We start from the raw sequence: 20,425 nt of genomic DNA on the forward strand, positions 1-20,425 counted from the left end.
CCGCGTGGTGCGGCCTCTTGCCCTTCCTGTCGCGAGGTGGATGCGCGGGAAAGGCTTCGGATGACGATACTTCTTGGACTGGCAATGGGGCAAGCGCGCGTGCAGGACAGCACACCGTTTGTTGCGCAGACGCAGATTACACTTAATCCGTTTTCGCGCGACCGGACATTGTTTGATAGCGGCGCAGCCTTTGGACGCGACAGCGCCGAGATTCCCCTGAGTGGTACCGGGACTTCTGGCGAAACCGTGCAATTGAGGTTCGTGTGTGAGGACGGGACCAGCAGCAACTGGGTGGACACAGTGGTGATCCCCGCAACTGGCGACTGGGAGATCACGGCCCCGCACTCGCGGCGGGCAAACTGGATCAGGCCGGAAGTGCGCATCAAGTCCGAACCTGCCACTCGCGCCGTTGGGGCGAACCGTTTTGGGGTCGGGCATGTGATGGCCCTTTGGGGGCAATCGGAGGTCGTCCGCATCCGCTCGCTGGCACATGATCAGATTGCAGCGGAACAGCTACTGGCGGATGACATGGTTCAGGCCATCTGGATGGACGGTGTTCCGGTGCTGAAGCATCTTACCGATGCAGACCCGCACACAGCGGCGCTGGCGGCGATGGCGAATGTGTTTCTGGAAGAACGCCCTAACGACAAGGTGGCCATCGTGTTTCACGCGGTCGCTGGTACCGGCTTTCGCGAATTGGTTGATGAAAACAACGCAGGACGCAGTTGGCAGGACGACGCGGCGGTGCATGCTTTCGCGACGGCGGACGGCCAGCATGTCGGGCTGCCTGCGGTGTCGTGGTTCGCTTCTCCCGGTGCGCTGGCGGGATACTATGACGACGCGCTGTTCCCGTTGTTCACGGGCAAGAAGCTGGATGGCAGCGCGGTCACCTTTCCTGCGCAAATCACTTATGGTGCAAGTGGCAGCTACACTGCCGACCATTGGTTTGGGGAGCTTTATGATCCAGCGTACACGCGCTGGGTTCCGTTCGGCCCGCACCGGTTTGACATAAGCGAAGACCTGCAAAGCGCGACTGTTACAGCATTGGGGGCAATGCAAGACAACCTGAGCAACAAGCAGGCCGCGCGTTTGGCGTGGCGTGACATGGTTGGCAATGCCAACGCCGGAACATGGTTTTTGCCGTTGGGGCCGGAGCCGCTGGCTTACCGAAACGGAGAGCCCGATGGCATGGGAAGCTGGGTGGATCAAAGTCACCCCACCGGTGATCACGACGATGGCGCAGCGCTGTTTGCAAGGTTGACGGCGCACGCGATTTTGCAGTCCAGCGGGCTTACCGGATGGAGCGTGCCGGAATTCGATATGTGCATTTGGGAGCCGTCGGGTGCTTATGTCGAGGTGTGGTCCAGCGCAGGGCCGGTAACGACCCTGCGGGCTGTGCGCAACGAGGTGGCGCTTGGTGCAGGTTTGGCGCATTGGACGGACGTTTTTGGCTGGCAGATCAACGGGTCACCCGCCTCGCGGGCGGAGTTGGTGCAGGGCCGCGTTCGCATTTATCCTGAAACGGGGTCCTTCAGCGCGACGGATGTGATCAGTTTTGGTGAAGGCGGTGCTACGGGTGCGGTGAAGTTTCCGGAAGACCTCTATGCCGAAACCTATAAGAACTTGCCCATCGTGGACGTTGGTGCTGCGCGGGTCGACGGCATAAGTGTGCGTCCTTTGCCCTCGACTGCGATTTTGGCCAACACCTTGGTTGCGACTACACCCAGCTTCGTGACAGGCCCGAGCGGCCCGCACTTCAGGGACACGGTCGCGCTGGGGGCAGGTGTTGGTGAGATTCAATTTGCCTTGGACCTGGCGATGTCTGTGCCGACATCGGGGTCTCGTACCTTAATGACCACGACGGGCAACTATCTAAAGCTTGAGGTGCTGCCGAGCGGAAGCCTGCGGGTTCGCGTGCGTGATGCTGACGGGGTGGTGAAGGTGAATAACATTCAAACGGCGTCGGGAGTTATTGGCGATCTTGTCAGGTCCAAGATTGTGCTGTCAGTAGATATGAGCAACGGTTTTGCACGCATTTGGGTGGACGGAGTTCAGGTGATGGATGAGGGGTTCATCCCCGGCTCCGGTGTCGTGCCGGATAACCGCATTCTATTGCTTCTTGCGACTGCGAACGGATCCTATCAGGTTGAAGGAACGATCTATCGGCTGGATGTCTGGAAAAGCGCAAGCAGTGATGGCAGCGATCCGGCTGGCGCGGTTTACAAGACTTTGGCCGGTTCGGCTGCAGCCGTGAACGCGGATGCGTGGAAGTTGGGGGCCGATGCGATTTAGGGATAGGTGGACAGGTCCAATTGTTCACCGGTGACCTGGTTCAACCGTTGGTTGCTGTCGGTGAACATCCCATTGAAATGCGCCTTCACATAGGCATCGACGAGGCGGGCGGTCAGGAGCGGATGCGCCAACTCTGCCCCAGCCGCAAGGGCGCGATACATCCAGCCCGGTTCCCGAGACAAGGCAATCGCGGGGGACGGGTTGAGCGTGGATTTTCGCGCATGGTTGATCCTTCGCAGCAACGGCGCGACGGCTTGCGGCAGTGACGCGGACACGCGTTCACCCTCGGTTTTATCAAGCGCCGGGATAGAATGACCCAGCACTGCGGAAAGCTGTGACAATGCTTGGTCGGGAGCCGCTGCCAGATGTTCGTAAGTCATGACGTGAACCGTGTTGAACAGGCTCTGATACAGCGAGATCAGCCGGTCATAGCAAAAATGTGATGGTTCGAACCCCGGATACCCGTACCCACCGGACCCCGCGAAAAACGCCTGATGGCTCAGGGTTCCGCCGCGCTGCAAATACTGCATGTAGACCGAAGGCAACATCGTCTCCTGTGACCTGACAGTGATCAGAATACGCGCATCCGGAGCAATATCGCGAAGCCTATGCGCGATTGCAGCACTTTGTTGGCCGCCGTAGAATGGGTGACCAGACAGGGTCTCGGACGACACAATGGCACAGGTGTTCGAGGGCTTAACTTGCTGTTGAATTTTTAGCGCGTCTTGTGCCGGTTTAGGGTCGAAATACAGGTCATGGGGTTTGATGATCAGACGGTCTACCTCACCGTGATCAAGTAGGGTAACGAAGCCCATCTGCGGGGTAAACACGCGCTTCTGCAGCCAAGTTGTGGCAGTCTTGTGATACCCGATATGAATTGCCATGCTCATGCTATGCCGCGGCTTTTAGGGGTGATGGACCAACTGCAAAGAGAGCCCATCCTAAGATACAAGTGAGGGCCGCCAGACTTAGCTGACCTGACAGGACCAGCCCTGCGATGACTGACGCGACCAAAATGTCCCGTGTTGGAAAGGGCGTGGTGCGGGCAAGCAGAATGCCTATGCCCACACCTGTTATTTCAGACAGGATTGCGATGCGGATCAGCGTTTCAATGCCCCCGCCCCAGCCGAAAGACAGCCAGATAATTGGCAACGCCAGTAGTCTGGGAAGGTTTGCGATTGCCGGCAAATGGGTCCTACCAGAAGCCAATGCCGCTATAGCCAGCGCTGATTTGGGCAGGCGAAGGGCAGCCAAGCAGGCGAGCAACGGAATGACCGATGTCAGCTCAGCGAAGCCAGAACCAAGCAGAGGTATGAGCAAGGGTGCCAGACTTGCTACGGCGACCAAATATGACCCCCCCAGAAGTGCCGACAGACCCAACACCGGAATTTGATCTTGGCGGAGCTTGGGCAAGTAATACGCTTGGAAACTGCGCGCGAGGATCAGGGCTGGCGTTAAGGTGAGGGCGAAGCCCATGGCCAGCAATCCCATTTCTGCCAAACCCAATCCTGCCCCTGCAACGAGCTTTTCTCCATGCAGGACCGCGAATAGCAAAATGCCGTTGCCCATCAAAGGCAGGCCGTATCGTAAGACCTGTCTGACTTGGCTTGACTGAAGGCTCAACCGGTACCGTCGGCGAGACATTAGGTGGGAGACCGCGACGCTGGCGAAGGCCTGCACCAAGAGGAGGGATAGCATGATGCGTGGCCCCGACTGCCAAGCGGAAACAGGCCAGATGGCTGCGACGGAAAGCAGCGCTGGTATTGCTAGAACCGAACTTTGTGGCAGGTGTTTCCGGTGGCGTTGCGCGCGGAATGGGTCAAGATGCGTGAAGCCAAGAACCAATGGCACAATTGCCGCCCATCGTAGCAGAGAGGTTGCCTCTGGCGCACCCAACAGATTGGCAAGTGGCGCTGCGCAGAAAAGCACCATGACTGCACCCAGCAGGCCACGCGCGATCTGAACGGAATGAAGTACGCCCTGAAATTTGCGGCCCGCGCCGTGTTTGTGGCTCACGATCAACTGCGGCAAGCCCAGCGTGGTCCCCATTTCCGCCGCTGCCGCGAGGAGAACCAACGCTACCGCAAGGCCGTAGTCCTGTGGCCCCAGAAGCCGGGCGATCACAAGGTTACGGGCCAAAGTCGACAGCGATGCGAGGCCATGGCCTGAGAGCAAGGTTATGATGCGGATCAAGTGAGCGCTCCGGTCTGGGTTTACGGCCCATTAACCACTCTGTTGTTTAACGGCAGGTAAATGCGTTTCTGAAATCATGAAAGCTGGCCCGACTTGCCCCACGATATTTCAAAAATTCTGAATGGCGACCTGTGCGCCGGATGCGGCGGTTGTGCGGCGGTTGCGCCAATGGCGGTCCACATGGGCGCGACTGCGGAGGGTTTTTTGCGTCCCCGATTTTCCCGCGAACTGACCTCAGATGAGCGCGCCAAACTGGCGCGTGTCTGTCCGAGTGTCACACAAGACAGCCCACCAGACGGGCGCAAGCTGGATCCGATTTGGGGGCCGTATATCTCTGCAGAAACCGGATATGCGGGAAATAAGAAACTGCGCCACAATGCGGCCTCTGGCGGTGCGCTTTCCGGCTTCTTGATTTCATTGATAAAGTCGCGGCAGGTCGATGGGATAATCCATGTGGCCGCCGACCCTGCGAACCCGATGGCAAATGTCACCACGGTATCGACAACTATTTCCGACATAATCGGTGCTGCAGGGTCGCGCTATGCGCCGTCCAGCCCGTTGGATATCCTGAACACCCTACGTGGTGGCGCACGCCGGTTCGCGTTTGTTGGCAAACCTTGTGACGTGTCGGCGCTGCATGCGTTTCGTCAGCAGGACCCGGAGATTGCGCGGCTGGTGCCGGTTCTGGTGTCCTTCTTTTGTGCGGGCGTTCCGTCCCTGCTGGGTGGGCAGGATATTCTGGATCGAATGAGCGTAGACGCCTTGGATGTCGCGCGATTCCAACATCGTGCCGAAGGATGGCCCGGCAAGGCTAAGGCTACACTGAGGGATCGAACCCAGCGCACCATCAGTTACGAGGAAAGCTGGGGCACGCTTTTGTCGAAGCGGGTGCAGCATCGCTGCAAGATATGTGCCGATGGAAGTGGTGTGTTTGCGGATGTGGTGTTTGCGGATGCTTGGGAAGCCGACGCCAAGGGATACCCGAGTTTCGAAGATCGCCCGGGCCAAAGTCTGGTGCTCTGCCGGACAGAGCGTGGGCGGTCGTTGGTTGATGAGGCCTATGCGTCCGGTCACCTGAAGCTCACTCCTTTTGATCTGAACACCCTTGCTGCTGTTCAGCCCGGGCAAACCCGACGTCGACGGGTGTTATTGGCTCGTTTGGCGGCGCTTTGGGTTCTGGGCCGCCCGATCCCGCGCTACCGTGGTATGGGCCTTTGCGCCATGGCGCGCCGTGCCTCACTGTCAGATACCGTTCGCAACTTTGGCGGGACGATGCGCCGCGTCTACAGGCGCTCGATGAAGGAAGAGGGCTCATGCTGACCGTCGGGTTGCTGTTCTTTTCATCGAATTCCGACAACCTCGGAGTGGGTGCGCTGACCGTTGGCCAAATCGACATCCTACGAGGCATTTCACGCGCTACTGGCATCGATATTGCGGTGACCGTGTTTGACTGGGTTGGTTCGCGGCCCGCTTATGTCGAAGGGCCTGACATTACGATCCGGCATCTGAGTGGCGAGGTCATGAAAGACCCCCGAAAGGTGATGGCGATGTTTCGGGAATGTGACCTTATTCTGGATATCGGCGCGGGGGATAGTTTTGCGGATATCTACGGGCCAAAGCGCCTTAACCGGATGATTTATTTGAAGTACCTTGCGCATTTGTCGCGCTGTCCGGTGGTACTGGCGCCGCAGACCTTCGGCCCGTTCACCTCTTGGTTGACCCGCCCCTTCGCGCGCGACCTGATCCGGCGCGCGGTGCTTGTGGCGACACGGGACGATCACTCCACGGCTGCATTGCGCGCGCTGGGTGTGACGCGACCCGTAGTTACCGCAAGTGATGTGGCTTTGCGCCTTCCACCTGAGGGTCCGGCACCCGTTTGGGGGCGAGCTACCATTGGGCTGAATGTTTCGGGATTGTTGATGGCCGGGGGGTATACCGGTCGCAACCAGTTCCAGCTGATGGCGGATTACCCGACTGCGATGCGCGATTTGATATGTCAGCTATTGAGGTTACCGGAGCGGCCCGAGGTGGTTTTGGTGTCTCATGTCATAAGCCCGCAAACTCCGTCGGAAGACGACTACACGGCTGCGCTGTCGTTGCAAAAAGAGTTTCCCGATGTGACTGTTGCGCCCGCCTTCAAAACACCCGGAGCGGCCAAGGCCTATATCGCCAGTTTGGACTTCTTTGCGGGCGCAAGGATGCACGCGTGCATTGCTGCGTTTTCGTCAGAGGTGCCAGTTGCGCCACTGGCCTATAGCGGAAAATTTGAGGGGCTGTTCGGCTCGCTTGGATACGAGGCGACGGTGGATTGTCGCGCTCTGGGTCAAGACGCTTTGGTCCAGTCGGTGCTGAACGGGTTTCAAAACCGTGAAGCCTTGGCGCGACAAGCCAGAATAGCACGCGCTGTGGGCCAAGACCGACTGCGCGACTATACAGAGGCCTTAGCGCGTGTGATTAGCGAAGTCGCGTTGCGCAAACGATCCGGCGACCAGATGCGAAGGGCATCCGGTCACCAGTGGCGCGCGATGGACGAGCGGCTCTAGCCTGCTACCAAAGAGACAGAATGGCGGTTGCCGTGGTGCCTGTCGCCAGCACCTTGGACGCACGAATTGGCAGCGTACTTCCGGCGGGCACGCCTTCAAAGGTTACCACGTCGCCATCCACCATCTCCACGCTCAGAGCGCCAGATTGCCCGACATAGAGCGCGCGACTGACATGCGGCAGATCACCCGTGTCGCTCGGCACGACGGTGCTGGCGGAGCGGGCGGGTGAAATCGGGGTCGTTGGAAATGCGGAAAAGCTGTCCATGATAGATGTCCTGACATGAGATGAAGTCGGGACGTGTTGTGGCAGCACAGAGTTAAGAAGCGGTGATTGCACCGACCGCAGCAACGCTTCAGACGCGGTGGTAGGGAGAGCCAGACAGGATGGACGCCGCGCGATACAATTGCTCGCTCAGCATCACGCGGGCAAGCATATGGGGCCAGACCATCTTGCCAAATGACAGGGATGTGTCGGCCTGCGCGCGCAAGTCCTTGGTCAGACCATCCGCACCGCCAATGACGAAGGCCAGATCGCTGACCCCCTGATCGCGCCAGCCCCCCAACATGTTGGCAAAGTCGGGCGAGCTCATCACTTTGCCGCGTTCATCCATCGCGCAGATCGTGGCCCCTTTCGGGATCGCACGTTCCAGCAAGACAGCTTCCGCGGCCTGGCCACCGCCCTTTTTGTCCTCCAGCTCGATGATCTGCGCAGGCCCCAAGCCGAGGTTGCGGCCCGTGCGGTCAAATCGCTGGAGATAGTCGTTGATAAGGTCAAGTTCCGGATCCGCCCGCAGGCGTCCTATCGCGCAGATCGTGACCCTCATGCGTTCGCTCGTTACTCGGCGTCTGCAGCGCTGGAAGGCAGCCACATCTTCTCAAGTTGGTAGAATTCACGAACTTCCGGGCGGAAGATATGAACAACCACATCGCCGGTATCGATGAGAACCCAGTCGCCTTGCGCTTTGCCCTCCATCTTCGAGAAGCGGCCAAATTCCAACTTGATAGTATCCGTCAACTTTTCAGCCAGCGCGGTGACCTGACGGGTCGACCGGCCGGAACAGATGACCATATAGTCGGCAATCTCCGAACGCCCGCGGAGATCAATCTCCACCAGCTCTTCGGCTTTTTCCGCTTCCAGAAATTCTACGATCCGTGCGAGCAGCTCTTCGCTGGTGCCCGGGTCTTTTTCGGGGGCCGCTTTGGCCTTCGAAGTGGCGGCATTCGCGGCCACGTTTGCATGTTGAGACAGAGCTCAAACCTCCTGTGCAAGGCGCCTAAGGACAGGCGCTTTATGGGTATAATATAGCAGTATGACGATTAAATCTCAATCCGCGCGCTTACAGGTGCGAAACAATTTGTTCAAGCCATAGCGCGGGGCTGGTCCGCAATACTGTCCGTATTTTTGGGCCGAGTGCTGCAAATACACCTGAATCAGATTTGAACAAGGCTGCCGAAAATGCGGTCTGCGTGGTCTTTCAGGTAGATTCGCAACCAGGCTGTGAACCGGTCCGGATTCTGTTCGACCTCTTTCATCAGGTCGAAAACGCTGATCCAGCGGACTTCCATAACCTCGTCGGGATTGAGAGATATTTTCAGGGTCTGAGGCGCCTCGACCATGAATACATCGACGACTTCATGTTCAGTCAGGCCGTTTCCAACATCAGCGCGATATTCCAGATGATCGCGGAAATCCGGCTCTAAACCGACAATACCTAGCTCCTCGTTCAACCGTCGCACCGCGCAATCCAGAGGTATTTCGTCCCATTGAGGATGTGTGCAGCAGGTATTCGCCCACAGGCCCGGCGTGTGGTATTTCGTGAGCGCCCGCCGCTGGATCAGCACCTTGTCGCGATCCATCACAAAGATCGACACTGCTTTATGGCGTAGCCCTTCTTGATGAACCTGCATCTTCTCGACCGGCATCAGCGTGCCATCTACCCAAGCAGGGATCATGTTTTGATTTTCGCCGCTCATTGATGTCAAATCCTCAGTGCCGGGAGGCCTACGCCGGTGCACTCGAAACCGCCATCCACAGCAATGGTTTGCCCTGTCACAAAGCTGGCCTTGGGCGAGCATAGGAACGCGATCACATTCGCAATCTCTACCTCGGTGCCGTAGCGGTTCAGCGGGATAGCATCATGATATGCATCAATAATTTCTTGGCTGTGAACCGCCATCGCCAGCTTGGTACGCACGGGGCCGGGGGCTATGCAGTTTGCGCGAACGCCAAATTCACCCAGCTCAACCGCCTGCTGTTGGGTCAGCTGTATGACCCCTGCTTTGGAGGTGCCGTAGGCGACCCTCAACGTGGAGGCCCGCAGCCCCGAGATGCTGGCGATATTCACGATGCTGCCTTGTGTTTTCTTCAGCGCCGGGGCGGCGGCTTGTGTGCACAAAAACACCCCGTCGAGATTCACTGACATGACCGCGCGCCAGCGTTCGAAATCGGTTTCAGCCATTGGCCCGAAATCCGCGACACCTGCGTTGTTAACCAGATGGTCAATACGCCCGAACGCATTCTCGGTTTCGGCAATCATGGTGGCAACATCATCGGGCTTCGACACGTCAAGATCCAAGGGCAGCACATCACCAAGGTCTTTCGCGGCTTCTATCAAGGTCTCGCCATCCCAGTCGACCATCGCAACCGTGACGCCTTCCTCCAGCAAAAGTTTGGTCGTGGCCAACCCGATCCCACGGGCGGCCCCTGTAACGATAGCGACGCGTTTCGACATGCGGTTTTCCTCGTGAGATGCTGCGTTGGCTTCGTCCTAAACCAACTGTTCAGATTTGGCGAGATGGCGGCAAATTGCCCCGCTCACACGAAAGTTCCATTTTCAAGCGGCGCTGATATCTCTATGGTCGTACTACGGTTAAACTGAGATTCACCAAAGGGAGCTTCAGCTCATGAAATTTGTAGCAATCGCAACAATGGCCACCGCACTTCTGGCAGCGCCAGCATTTGCCGAGGGCGACGCCGCTGCAGGCGAAAAAGAATTCAAGAAATGTAAGTCGTGCCACATGATTGCCGACGGCGATAACTCCATCGTTAAAGGTGGCAAAACCGGTCCGAACCTGTTCGGCCTTCCAGGTCGCACCGTTGGTGCCGAAGACTTCAAATACGGCAAGGATCTTGCTGCTGTCGGTGAAAGCGGTTTGGCATGGGACGAAGCTGAGTTCGTGGCCTATACCGCTGATCCGAAAGCTTGGCTGAAAGAGAAGCTCGACGATTCTGGTGCTAAATCGAAGATGTCTTTCAAACTGAAAGACGCCGACGACGCAGCCAACATCTGGGCCTATCTGGTATCGGTTAGCCCTGAAAGCTGATCTTACCGACGACGACAATCAAACGGCGGCCTTATCGGGCCGCCGTTTTTCGTTTCAGCATGCGGGCAAATCCGGCAAGGTTAAGGGCATCCGGTTCGAGACTTTGGCCAAGATTTGCGAAGCCCTTGATTGCCAGCCGGGTGATTTGATCGAAGCGGTTCCTACCGAGGTTGCTGGCTGACCCAGTCGGTCGCGGCCTCATAGGCGCGGCCCAAGGCAAGCACGGTCGCGTCGGTGCCGCGATGACCGATGAGTTGCATTCCCATTGGTGTTCCACCTGGCCCGAATCCGACTGGAACAGACAAGGCAGGCAACCCTGTGAGCGAAGCAGGCACCACGACCTCCATCCAGCGGTGGTAGGTGTCCATGGGGGAGCCTGCGATATCCTTCGGCCAGTCCCATTCCGCGGGAAAGGCGAACATCTGTGCTGATGGCAACGCCAGCAGATCAACATTCAGGTTTGCTGTGCGGCGAAACCAATCGGACCGGATTTCGCTCGCCTTGAAAACCTCGTGCGCAGACATGGACAAGCCGCGCTCGACTTCCCAAATCGCCGCTGGCTTTAGAAAATCTCGCTTTGTTGTGTCTTCGTAGATTGGTCGAAGTTTCTCGGCGACGGCCCAACTGCGCAGGGTGATCCACGAGTCCCACAAAGCTGCCGCAGAAATCGGTGGTTTCAGTTTCACCACTTCGTGCCCAAGCTGCTCAAGTACCTTCAGCCCGTGTTCACAAAGCTCCAATACTTCACTTTCCATCGGGTAGGCCCCGCCCCAGTCACCAAGCCAGCCAATGCGCAAACGGCCTGTACTCTGGGTGGATCGGTACGGGCCGCTGGAGTGTGGATGCGCAGGGTCATGAGCGGATTGCAGCCCGAGCAGCAATTCCAAATCACCCATATGCCGCGCCATAGGGCCGTTGGTGGATAATTGGTTGAAAAAGCTTTCAGCAGGGCCGCTATTTGCGACCAACCCGTAGGAGGGTCTGAATCCAAACACGTTGTTCCAGCCTGCAGGGTTTCGAAGTGATCCCATCATGTCCGACCCGTCAGCCAACGCGACCATGCGCGTCGCCAAGGCCGCGCCCGCCCCGCCGGACGAACCACCCGCCGAGCATGAGGGGTCGTAGGGGTTTCGTGTCACACCATAAACGGGGTTGTAGCTGTGCGACCCAAGCCCGAATTCAGGCGTATTGGTTTTCCCGATTACCACGGCTCCCGCGCTTCTCAGCGCTGCAACCATGGCATTGTCCGCCGCAGGGCGATGCGCATTGAACAGCGGGGAGCCGTAGGTGGTCGTGATCCCTTTGGTCTCCGCCAGATCCTTGATTGCGATGGGCAGCCCTGCGAGCGGTTTTCCTGCCTGCGCCGTGGCTTCCGCGATCAAAACGTCGCTTTCGCGCAGGGCCACAATGGCGTTTACCCGTCCGTTACGCTCCGCAATCCGGTCCAATGTTGCAGCCATCAGCTCGGGTGCGGAGATATCTCCGGCCCGAACCGCCGCAATTTGTGCGGTGGCGCTTTGATCCAGCAGGTCAGTCGGGGGCACTTGGCATCTCACCGCCCAACATCTTTACCTCCCGTTGCGGGAACGGGATGGAAATGTTGTTCTCGCTGAACGCGTCCCACAAGGCGAGGTAGACGTTCCCGCGAATGTTGGTCAGCCCTTGCGTGGGGTCGCGAATCCAGAACCTTAGGATATAATCTACCGAGCTGTCTCCGAAGCCTACGATGTGGCACACGGGGGCTTTGAAGCTCAGCACCCGATCCACGCCTTTGGCGGCGTCGATGGCCAGCTTGCGCACTGCATGCGGGTCGTCGCCATATGCGGTGCCAAAGAAAATGTCCAATCGCACAAAGTCGTCCGAGTGCGACCAGTTCACCACTTGGTTGGTGATCAAGTCCTCGTTCGGGATCAGGTATTCCTTGCCGTCCCGCGTGACCACCGAGGCGTAGCGTGCACCCAGCGTGTTAATCCAGCCAAAGGTCTCGCCCAAAGAAATGACGTCGCCGGGCTTGATCGACTTATCGAGCAGAATGATCACACCGGATACAAGGTTCGACACGACTTTTTGCAAACCAAAACCAAGACCAACACCGATGGCACCTGACAGTACCGCAAGGCCCGTCAGGTCGATGCCAATGGCCTTTACACCGATGTAGAAAGCGATCCCGTAAAACGAGATTTGCAGCATCTTGACGATGAGCACCCGCATAGAGGGCGAGATGTCTTCGTTCGACTGAATCCGCTTTGACGTTGTGGATGTGAAGAACCGTGCGACGACGATCAATACGCCAAGAATGACCACCGCTTGTACGACCAGCAGCAGTGATATGCGGAACTCTCCCGCTTCAAGCGCTGCGCGGTCAAGCAAGCGTGCGGCATCCGAGGTCAGGCCAAGAACATGCAGCGTCACATAAGCCCAAGCACCGTATCGTACCGTACGCCGTAAGAAGATGGACCGGATCAAACGGGTGGCGAATACCACGACAATCCACGCCGTCGCCAAGGTTGCAATGATCCCCAGAATGTAGGACCGGCTTGGCCAAGTGATCTCACGCATGACGATCACGGCGGTCCAAAGGAGCATGACGAAGAAAATCGGCCTCAGCCGCTGATGCACAACCACAAGGATCCGCATCCGCCATTTCGGCCAGCCTTCACGGGTACCCATCCAATTCCGGATCGGTGGCCCCAAAAGGGTGCGCAGGATATGGGCAAGCGCCCACAGTGCGAGCGCAATGCCGAACTGGTAGGCATTCCACGGGCGCAACATCGAAGTCAGAAACGTATCTGCCTGCGCAATCAGGGACTGTCCCAGATCAACCAGCTCTGTAACAGGTTGCGTCGCAAGATCGGGTACCAAATCGGGGGCGTCGTTTGGCTTGGGTGCCGAAACGGGGGCTGCTGTGCCGTCGATCTGATTGGGAAAGGTCCTGCCGGTACCGGTCTCGTCTGCCATGTCGCTCCCTCATCTAACTTTTTGAACCTCGCATGCAGGATGAAAACCCGCAAGCGCCAGACCTTGCGAGACTCAACGCGCAGGTGTATCTGCATGTTCCATGACGCTTGTTTTTGACATCGACGACCGCGCGCGACTGCGCGAACGCTTTTACGGCGCGACGTTTTCAGTGACCGCGTATCTATAAGCGCCCGTTGCCTGTCAGCCTTTAAACTCATCAATTCGGGAGAGGACCACCATGTCCCCCAAGACGCTCTACGACAAAATCTGGGATGCCCACCTTGCCCACGAGGCCGAGGACGGCACCTGTCTGCTCTATATCGACCGCCACCTCGTTCATGAAGTGACGTCCCCGCAGGCATTCGAGGGCCTGCGCATGGCGGGCCGCACCGTTCACGCACCGGACAAAACCATCGCCGTACCGGACCACAACGTGCCAACCACGCTCGACCGTGCCAACGCGAAGACCATGACCGAAGACAGCCGCGTTCAGGTCGAGGCGCTCGATAAGAACGCCAAGGAATTCGGGTTGCATTACTACCCTGTGTCCGACGTTCGCCAAGGCATCGTGCATATCGTCGGCCCAGAGCAGGGCTGGACGCTTCCCGGCATGACCGTCGTTTGCGGCGATAGCCACACCGCCACCCATGGCGCGTTCGGCTCGCTCGCTCACGGTATCGGCACTTCCGAGGTCGAGCACGTTCTGGCAACGCAAACGCTGATCCAGAAGAAGTCGAAAAACATGAAGGTTGAAATCACCGGCAAGCTGAAGCCCGGTGTGACGGCCAAGGATATCACCATGTCCGTTATTGGCGAGACCGGCACTGCTGGCGGCACCGGCTACGTCATCGAATATTGCGGCGAAGCCATCCGCGACCTGTCGATGGAAGGCCGCATGACGGTCTGCAATATGGCTATTGAAGGCGGCGCCCGCGCCGGCCTGATTGCGCCAGATGAGAAGACCTATGAATACTGCATGGGCCGCCCCCACGCACCAAAGGGTGCCGAGTGGGAAGCTGCCGTGACCTATTGGAAAACGCTCTTCACCGACGAAGGCGCGCATTTCGATAAGGTTATCACTCTCAAAGGTGAAGACATCGCGCCGTCCGTCACTTGGGGTACTTCCCCCGAGGACGTTCTGCCGATCACCGCCAAAGTGCCATCGCCGTCAGACTTCAAAGGTGGCAAGGTCGAAGCTGTCCAACGGTCCCTCGATTATATGGGCCTGACCCCCGGGACCCCGCTGTCCGAGATCAAGATTGACACGGTCTTTATCGGCTCCTGCACGAACGGCCGTATCGAGGATTTGCGCGCAGCAGCTGCAATCCTGAAAGGCAAGAAGATCAAGGACGGAATGCGGGCGATGGTCGTTCCGGGTTCCGGTCTGGTCCGTGCACAGGCGGAAGAAGAAGGTTTGGCTCAGATTTTCCAGGATGCCGGTTTTGAATGGCGTTTGGCGGGCTGCTCCATGTGTCTTGCGATGAATCCCGACCAATTGGCTCCGGGCGAGCGGTGCGCGGCAACCTCCAACCGTAACTTCGAAGGCCGCCAAGGTCGTGGGGGTCGCACCCATTTGCTGTCGCCAGCGATGGCCGCCGCCGCCGCCATTTCCGGCCATCTGACGGATGTGCGTGAGGTCATGTAGCCTAAGCGATCTGTACGTTCCGCCCAAATTCTTGGGCGTGACGTAGAGTTTGGACAAAATAAGGCCCGATACATTTCCATGTGTCGGGCCTTATTTGTAAGTTGTGAGTGATCTCTAGGCAGGCAGCGCCGAAATCGGCTTCGCGGCACCCCAGAAATGCTTGGTGTTAAGCATGACCAGCAGTGCGATCGTGCCGAACTGGATCAACAGGGCGGGCGTGCTGGCCAGCCAGTAAACAGTCGAGAACTTCTCGATCATACCCATGCCCACGAGGCCCTTGTTCACATAGAACTGCAACATCACCGACATCGCCACTCCCGGACAGATCAACGCATAGCTCCCTGCGGAGACTTGGTCACCGGACACGAACTTGCTGAAATAGCCCTGCGCGCGCAGCACCACGAGGCCGAACAACGCGAAGGCGATCTGCACCATGACGATGACTGTCAGCATGTTGAAACTATCCACGTTTTCGCCATGCGCCCCGAACTGGGCGTGCAGCGCGTGCACCTGCCGCATCAGAGCAATGCCGATCACGGTTAGCAACGGAATCCCGATCAACAAAGTCGGAGCCGAGTCCTCGTTCGCTCCGTGCTCCATCATGGACCGTAGCCCCAACAGCATCGCGGCCCCTGCAATCAAGGCGGCGATGATGACGAAGAACGACGACAGGATCAGGCTGATCCCGACAGTCGTAAGGTTGGAACTCATCGCCGCAGGTGCGGCAAGGCCGACAGCCACCATCGCAAAGGCAAAGCCCGGTAACGCTTGCGCGAAAGAGTTGTTTTTCGAGCATTCAAACCCGCCCAACGTAAGTACGCGGCCCAGAAATTTACCATAGAGACGAAGCCCGTAAACGCCGATCGCAACAAAGGTGACCATCGCCAGCGGGAACAGGTATTCGACAATCGACCAAAGTCCGGGAACGAACACCAACCCCAGAATGAAGCCCCCGTTCACACCCATGGCGAGGGTTAGCGGGATTGCCATCATCTGCGATTCAGCGTTGCCGGCATGCAGCGCCGTGAAGCCTTCTGTTTTGCGAAAGCGTGCCATTTCACGCAGGTTCCAAACCAACATCTGAACCAGCAGCGCCGAAAATATAGCGATCCCTGCCCATGCGATGGAGATCATAATCTTTGTCAGCATCGTGCCTGCAACAAATGCCGCCATGATATCTTCAAACACCGGAACAGAGCGGCCCGCATGTGGCACCCAGAACATCAGGTATAGAAAGAAGGTTACGGTAAGCCCCCCAGCCCCGAGGGCTGCGAGGAAATATAGCGGCCCATAGGTCAGCCGTGGACTAGTTTGCTCTGTCGACATCGACTCATCTCCTATTCATATTGCATTTGTTGAATATGTTATTTTGCCCTGTTCTGATTTGATCCAAGTCAAGCTGCTCGCCGATTCAATGCAGGCCATCTTGCATAGACGATAGAGCTTTGGCACAAGGGCGCGACCGTCTGACAAGGAGTCGACCATGGACAAGTTCGAAACACTCACCGGGATCGCCGCACCGATGCCCCTGATCAATGTCGACACCGACATGATCATCCCCAAGCAGTTCCTGAAGACCATCAAGCGCTCCGGGCTGGGTGTGAATCTGTTCGACGAAATGCGCTATGACGACGACCGCAACGAAATCGCCGACTTCGTGCTGAACAAACCGCAATACCGCGAGGCAGAGATTCTGGTCGCGGGCGACAATTTCGGCTGCGGTTCTTCGCGTGAGCATGCGCCTTGGGCGATCAAGGACTTCGGCATCCGCTGCGTTATCGCGCCCAGCTACGCAGACATCTTCTATAACAACTGTTTCAAGAACGGCATCCTGCCGATCGTGTTGCCACAGGAGCAGGTCGATGTGCTGATGAAGGACGCGGAGAAGGGTGCGAACGCCCGCATGTCCATCGACCTCGAGGCACAGACTGTGACGACCTCGGATGGCGAAGTGTTCAGCTTCGAAGTGGATAGCTTCAAGAAGCACTGCCTGATGAATGGTTTGGACGACATCGGCTTGACCATGGAAAAGGTCGCCAGCGTTAAGGCGTTCGAAGCCAAGGCCAGCGCTGAGCGCCCTTGGGTCTAACGCAAATTAGATAAGCAATATGGCCAGCCCCGATCAGAGGCTGGCCATTTTGGTTTCAAAGACCCAGTTGCTGAGATAGTGCATCAATCACAGCAGCGTGGATCTGCGCGCGATCAGCGCCTTTAGGGTCGGTACAAACCGGATCATCTTTCTCTTCCTTCAAAATCTCCGCCCCTGCAGGCTTGCAAAGCGGTAGCAAGCTAAAGTGAAAGGCCGGAGTGATCCGAAGCACCTTGGCGTCCGGCAACAGGTCGACAAAGCCACTTGCATCGAAATCTGTGGCCACCAAACGGTCAGCCCCTTCACCCAGTGCGATCAACACCGTGTCAACGGTCAGATCCACCACATTGGATTCCGTGAAGCCGTGATGCAGCGCGGGATCCATGGCCGCGACATGGGTGATCCGCGCGTCTTTGTATGATGCGTCCCAAATACCTGCTTTCAGATCACCGAAGCTAACACCGGCTTTCTTGAGATCGCGACAATGGCTCGATGCGTCCCCCTGCACTTCACATTCCGCGATCTCGCCCGCCAGATTGCCTGTAACGCCACCCAAAGACAGTGCCGTCCAGCCCCCATAGGAAAACCCCGCAGCCATGATGCGGCTGGTGTCGATACGGCCCGAGAATGTCGGGTCGTCCATCAACTTATCCAACGCCCGCGACATGTCCCGCGCCCGGGTCCAGTGTTTCAGGCCTTCTCCCATGTCGAAATCAAATGTCGAGCTGGCAGGATGGTTCACGGAAATAACAAGTGCGCCTTGACCCGCCAGATCTTCGGCCAACCATGCGAGCGAGCGCCAGTTTCCCCCGAGTCCGTGGGAAAGCAGAACCACGGGCAGCTTGCCTCCTTCCGGCAATGGCCCGTCTTGGCGGGCGTCTACCCCGTAGAACACGGCATTCTCTGCCACGCGGGTTACGGTGCCTCCCTCGCTGGACGGATACCAGATTACCGACGAGACCGGCTTGCCATGATGTGCGGCCTCGTAGGTGAAGTCGGCCATGCCGATATTTGTCTCTGCGAAAGCCAGCGTAGGTGCCAAGCTTAAAGCTGCAAGGAGTGCGATGTGTTTCATAGTGGTATTCCTGATGTGTGATGCGACTGAAGCAGTGATGCGAGAAAATGCGGGCATGAGCGTCCCAAAACCGGTTTTAGGTCGAGCAGAACGCGATCTAGGACTAGCAAGGGCGTCGAAAGGACCGTTCTTCATGCCCGTATTGCCTATTCCCTTGTTCGGAAGCCTCATCTTGGCGTTCCTGTTCCTCAAGCTGATCGTCGATGGGCGCGGGCGTAGCTTCATCGCTGTCTTGTTGCTTCAAAGCTCTTTGCAGAGCTTGATCATTTCACTGGGCCAGCACTACGGGGTCTCGTGGGCGCTTGCGATCCAGCCGATTACGGCTGCTGCTATTCCTCCCTTGGCGTGGGTGGCGTTCGAGACTTCTGCGGTGCGCCGGTTCGATCCGCGCCGCCACTTGCCCCACGCTTTGGTTCCGGTCTTCATCGCGTTCTGCGTTGTCTTTGCACGCACACCGCTCGATTTCCTGATTCCGGCGCTGTTCGTCGGTTACGGTGCTGCCATTCTTGTTGTGTCATCGCGCGGCTCGGATGCATTGCCGATCACGCGGCTTTCGGCTGGGAATGTGCCGGGCCTGATATGGCGGGTCATTGGCGTGTCCTTGATCGTGTCGGCCCTCGGGGATGCCGCGATCGTTCTGGCGCAGATTTTTGATCAAGGCGCGTGGCAGCCTTGGATCGTCGCGGTGTCATCAACAGGGATGTTGCTGCTCTTGGGGGCGTTGAGTTTGTCGAGCAGTCTCTGGACGCAGACTGCGGATGACGACGAGGATTCCGAGCCAAAAACGCAATCCGACCCGGAAGAGGATGCCAAGATCATGGCGCGCCTCGAAGCTCTGATGATGCAGCAAAAACTCTACCTTGATCCGGATCTAACCCTCAACCAGATCGCTCGACGGTTGGTGCTTCCGGTCAAGGCAGTGTCGGGCGCCATTAACCGGACTACGGGTGAAAACGTGTCACGTTATATCAATGCGCGCCGCGTGGATGTGGCTTGTATAGCGCTGCAACACGGGGAGAGCGTTACTTCGGCAATGCTCACGGCGGGCTTCAATACCAAGTCGAATTTCAACCGCGAGTTCCTTCGGATCAAGCATGCAGCCCCGAGCCAATGGCTGAAACTACAGGCTGAAAACGAAGGGTATGGTTAACCTGTTGGTGTGGCCGTTCACAAGGCCGCCACACATTGCTGCCATGTTTCGCCCCAGATATTGCGGATGAGGGTGTCCGCCTGTCTAGATGCGCGAATGGGCGATTTCGAGTGACACAAGAATACCACGGAATCTTCCAATAAAATCCCTCAGTCTTATCAGATGGTTGAAGGAGTATCTGAATCTAGGCAAAACTGAGGCGAAAATGAGGCACCTTTCGGCAGAAGCCAAAGGATCATCTTTCTGGGACAGGGTTCGGCAAAGTATCGGGCCCGCTCGGGTAGAGAGGTTTATCGACGTGGTATCACGCCTGACAGGCGCGGTCGCCCGCGCAATGTTTGTCGTGCTGTTGATTTGCACGCCATCTCTATTGCTTCCGGGAGTGACGCAAGACACGACACAAATGGTCGTGCTGGTAGGGCTCTTTGCGGGCTTGATCACGCTCATTGAATATGGCTCCACCTATCCATGCCTTATAGAATTCCGCAACGCACCGCCGTTTAACCGCGTGCGCTTCTTGTCGCTTTTTGTGACGATTTTTCTGCTTTCGATCATCTTCCGGGGTCTCTACGAGCCGACGACTCTGACACGCTTCGTTCAGGCTGTCGGGCATCTTGTTGGCTATGTCATCGACTTCCCTTACAGCCCGGTTCGCCTGATCATGTTGCTGGTTCCCGACCAAAGCAACGTGGAGCACATGAATCTGATGCGCGCTGCAGTTGGTGTGAGCTATCTCGTATCCTTGCTGACGCTGGCTGTGTTTATGATCGTTCTGCGGGTAATGGGTTGGCCAAACCGCACACAAGCGTTCAACTTCTGGACCAACCTGCCGACCTTCGACCCAACCATGGGTGCGGATGTCGTGACACGTTTGAACCGCGACGCGCGCTTTAACATAGCGTTAGGATTCTTCCTGCCATTCTTGACCCCTGCCGTGGCGCGTTCTGCCTCGGGGCTGTTCAATGCGTCGATGATGGATTCGCCGCAAACACTGGTTTGGATGATTTCCATATGGGCCTTCCTTCCGGCAAGCCTGTTCATGCGCGGTATCGCGATGAACCGCATCGCCGACATGATCGACGAAAAGCGGATGCGTGGCGCACGGGCTGTGGCCGCTGGTTTGCTGCCTGCCTGACCGCACTGTTTGTCGCAGCGT

Annotated in this window: 20 protein-coding genes; 9 read left to right on the top strand and 11 right to left on the bottom strand. The window is 57.7% G+C overall.

All coding sequences use genetic code 11. The annotated features are described in order from the left end of the window. The first annotated feature begins 60 nt into the window (after positions 1–60). A complete protein-coding gene (locus tag BDE40_RS11905) occupies positions 61–2,292 on the top strand; it encodes a hypothetical protein (protein ID WP_134014800.1) in 2,232 nt (743 codons plus the stop codon). Here BDE40_RS11905 and BDE40_RS11910 read toward each other — a convergent pair. Both BDE40_RS11910 and BDE40_RS11915 read right to left on the bottom strand, forming a co-directional pair. Beyond that, the gene (locus BDE40_RS11910) at positions 2,289–3,182 is read right to left on the bottom strand and encodes a hypothetical protein (RefSeq protein ID WP_134014802.1); all 894 of its coding nucleotides are present in this window, start codon (positions 3,180–3,182) and stop codon (positions 2,289–2,291) included. The two genes, BDE40_RS11905 and BDE40_RS11910, sit on opposite strands and share 4 nt — an antisense overlap. A 1-nt stretch (position 3,183) precedes the next feature. Next, on the bottom strand, positions 3,184–4,485 hold the full coding sequence (locus BDE40_RS11915) for an oligosaccharide flippase family protein (protein WP_134014804.1): 1,302 nt from the start codon (positions 4,483–4,485) through the stop codon (positions 3,184–3,186). Positions 4,486–4,665: 180 nt separating this feature from the next. Between BDE40_RS11915 and BDE40_RS11920 the strand changes: the two genes are divergently transcribed. Both BDE40_RS11920 and BDE40_RS11925 read left to right on the top strand, forming a co-directional pair. Continuing rightward, positions 4,666–5,805: a Coenzyme F420 hydrogenase/dehydrogenase, beta subunit C-terminal domain gene (locus BDE40_RS11920; RefSeq protein WP_246030442.1), complete on the top strand. Its 1,140-nt coding sequence runs from the start codon at positions 4,666–4,668 to the stop codon at positions 5,803–5,805. Beyond that, positions 5,799–7,028 (top strand): polysaccharide pyruvyl transferase family protein, encoded by a 1,230-nt coding sequence (locus BDE40_RS11925; protein WP_134014806.1) that lies wholly within the window; start codon positions 5,799–5,801, stop codon positions 7,026–7,028. Before BDE40_RS11920 ends, BDE40_RS11925 begins: the two co-directional genes overlap by 7 nt. Positions 7,029–7,032: 4 nt before the next feature. On the opposite strand, the gene BDE40_RS11930 is transcribed toward BDE40_RS11925, so the two are convergent. The 5 genes from BDE40_RS11930 to BDE40_RS11950 all read right to left on the bottom strand — a co-directional run bounded on the left by BDE40_RS11930 (position 7,033) and on the right by BDE40_RS11950 (position 9,760). After that, complete coding sequence (locus BDE40_RS11930; protein ID WP_134014808.1) at positions 7,033–7,293, bottom strand: spike base protein, RCAP_Rcc01079 family; 261 nt, start codon at positions 7,291–7,293, stop codon at positions 7,033–7,035. 88 nt (positions 7,294–7,381) lie between these two features. Beyond that, complete coding sequence (rlmH, locus tag BDE40_RS11935; RefSeq protein WP_134014810.1) at positions 7,382–7,852, bottom strand: 23S rRNA (pseudouridine(1915)-N(3))-methyltransferase RlmH; 471 nt, start codon at positions 7,850–7,852, stop codon at positions 7,382–7,384. Positions 7,853–7,863: 11 nt separating this feature from the next. After that, positions 7,864–8,259, bottom strand: coding sequence for a ribosome silencing factor (gene rsfS / locus BDE40_RS11940; RefSeq protein ID WP_246030443.1), 396 nt, complete (start codon positions 8,257–8,259; stop codon positions 7,864–7,866). Positions 8,260–8,459: 200 nt separating this feature from the next. Further along, positions 8,460–9,002, bottom strand: a complete 543-nt coding sequence (gene idi, locus BDE40_RS11945) for an isopentenyl-diphosphate Delta-isomerase (protein WP_246030444.1) — start codon at positions 9,000–9,002, stop codon at positions 8,460–8,462. 5 nt (positions 9,003–9,007) lie between these two features. Then, complete coding sequence (locus BDE40_RS11950; protein ID WP_134014814.1) at positions 9,008–9,760, bottom strand: SDR family NAD(P)-dependent oxidoreductase; 753 nt, start codon at positions 9,758–9,760, stop codon at positions 9,008–9,010. Positions 9,761–9,932: 172 nt separating this feature from the next. Here BDE40_RS11950 and BDE40_RS11955 point away from each other — a divergent pair, with 172 nt between their 5' ends. Together BDE40_RS11955 and BDE40_RS18570 are read left to right on the top strand one after the other, a co-directional pair. Beyond that, the gene (locus BDE40_RS11955) at positions 9,933–10,352 is read left to right on the top strand and encodes a c-type cytochrome (protein WP_134014816.1); all 420 of its coding nucleotides are present in this window, start codon (positions 9,933–9,935) and stop codon (positions 10,350–10,352) included. Beyond that, positions 10,342–10,533 carry a helix-turn-helix domain-containing protein gene (locus tag BDE40_RS18570; RefSeq protein WP_425462403.1) on the top strand — a complete coding sequence of 64 codons (192 nt, stop codon included), beginning with the start codon at positions 10,342–10,344 and terminating at the stop codon, positions 10,531–10,533. Before BDE40_RS11955 ends, BDE40_RS18570 begins: the two co-directional genes overlap by 11 nt. Here the strand turns inward: BDE40_RS18570 and BDE40_RS11965 are convergent. Together BDE40_RS11965 and BDE40_RS11970 are read right to left on the bottom strand one after the other, a co-directional pair. Next, positions 10,514–11,896, bottom strand: coding sequence for an amidase (locus BDE40_RS11965; protein WP_162848079.1), 1,383 nt, complete (start codon positions 11,894–11,896; stop codon positions 10,514–10,516). The genes BDE40_RS18570 and BDE40_RS11965 overlap by 20 nt on opposite strands. Continuing rightward, positions 11,883–13,310: a mechanosensitive ion channel family protein gene (locus BDE40_RS11970; RefSeq protein WP_134014818.1), complete on the bottom strand. Its 1,428-nt coding sequence runs from the start codon at positions 13,308–13,310 to the stop codon at positions 11,883–11,885. The genes BDE40_RS11965 and BDE40_RS11970 overlap by 14 nt, the downstream gene beginning before the upstream one ends. 238 nt (positions 13,311–13,548) lie before the next feature. Here BDE40_RS11970 and leuC point away from each other — a divergent pair, with 238 nt between their 5' ends. Beyond that, on the top strand, positions 13,549–14,955 hold the full coding sequence (leuC, locus tag BDE40_RS11975) for a 3-isopropylmalate dehydratase large subunit (RefSeq protein WP_134014820.1): 1,407 nt from the start codon (positions 13,549–13,551) through the stop codon (positions 14,953–14,955). A gap of 114 nt (positions 14,956–15,069) precedes the next feature. Here leuC and BDE40_RS11980 read toward each other — a convergent pair whose 3' ends face one another. After that, positions 15,070–16,281 carry a TsoY family (seleno)protein gene (locus BDE40_RS11980; protein ID WP_134014823.1) on the bottom strand — a complete coding sequence of 404 codons (1,212 nt, stop codon included), beginning with the start codon at positions 16,279–16,281 and terminating at the stop codon, positions 15,070–15,072. A gap of 157 nt (positions 16,282–16,438) precedes the next feature. On the opposite strand from BDE40_RS11980, the gene leuD reads away from it, so the two are divergent. Next, on the top strand, positions 16,439–17,044 hold the full coding sequence (gene leuD / locus BDE40_RS11985) for a 3-isopropylmalate dehydratase small subunit (protein ID WP_134014825.1): 606 nt from the start codon (positions 16,439–16,441) through the stop codon (positions 17,042–17,044). A gap of 55 nt (positions 17,045–17,099) precedes the next feature. Here leuD and BDE40_RS11990 read toward each other — a convergent pair whose 3' ends face one another. Then, positions 17,100–18,119: an alpha/beta hydrolase family protein gene (locus BDE40_RS11990; RefSeq protein ID WP_162848080.1), complete on the bottom strand. Its 1,020-nt coding sequence runs from the start codon at positions 18,117–18,119 to the stop codon at positions 17,100–17,102. Positions 18,120–18,252: 133 nt separating this feature from the next. Here BDE40_RS11990 and BDE40_RS11995 point away from each other — a divergent pair, with 133 nt between their 5' ends. Continuing rightward, positions 18,253–19,269: a helix-turn-helix domain-containing protein gene (locus BDE40_RS11995; protein WP_162848081.1), complete on the top strand. Its 1,017-nt coding sequence runs from the start codon at positions 18,253–18,255 to the stop codon at positions 19,267–19,269. Between the two features lie 205 nt (positions 19,270–19,474). Beyond that, positions 19,475–20,404, top strand: a complete 930-nt coding sequence (locus BDE40_RS12000; protein WP_246030445.1) for a hypothetical protein — start codon at positions 19,475–19,477, stop codon at positions 20,402–20,404. Positions 20,405–20,425 lie beyond the last annotated feature (21 nt).

The sequence above is a fragment of the Litoreibacter halocynthiae genome (genome assembly GCF_004365635.1).
In the GTDB taxonomy this organism is placed as follows: Bacteria; Pseudomonadota; Alphaproteobacteria; order Rhodobacterales; family Rhodobacteraceae; genus Litoreibacter; species Litoreibacter halocynthiae.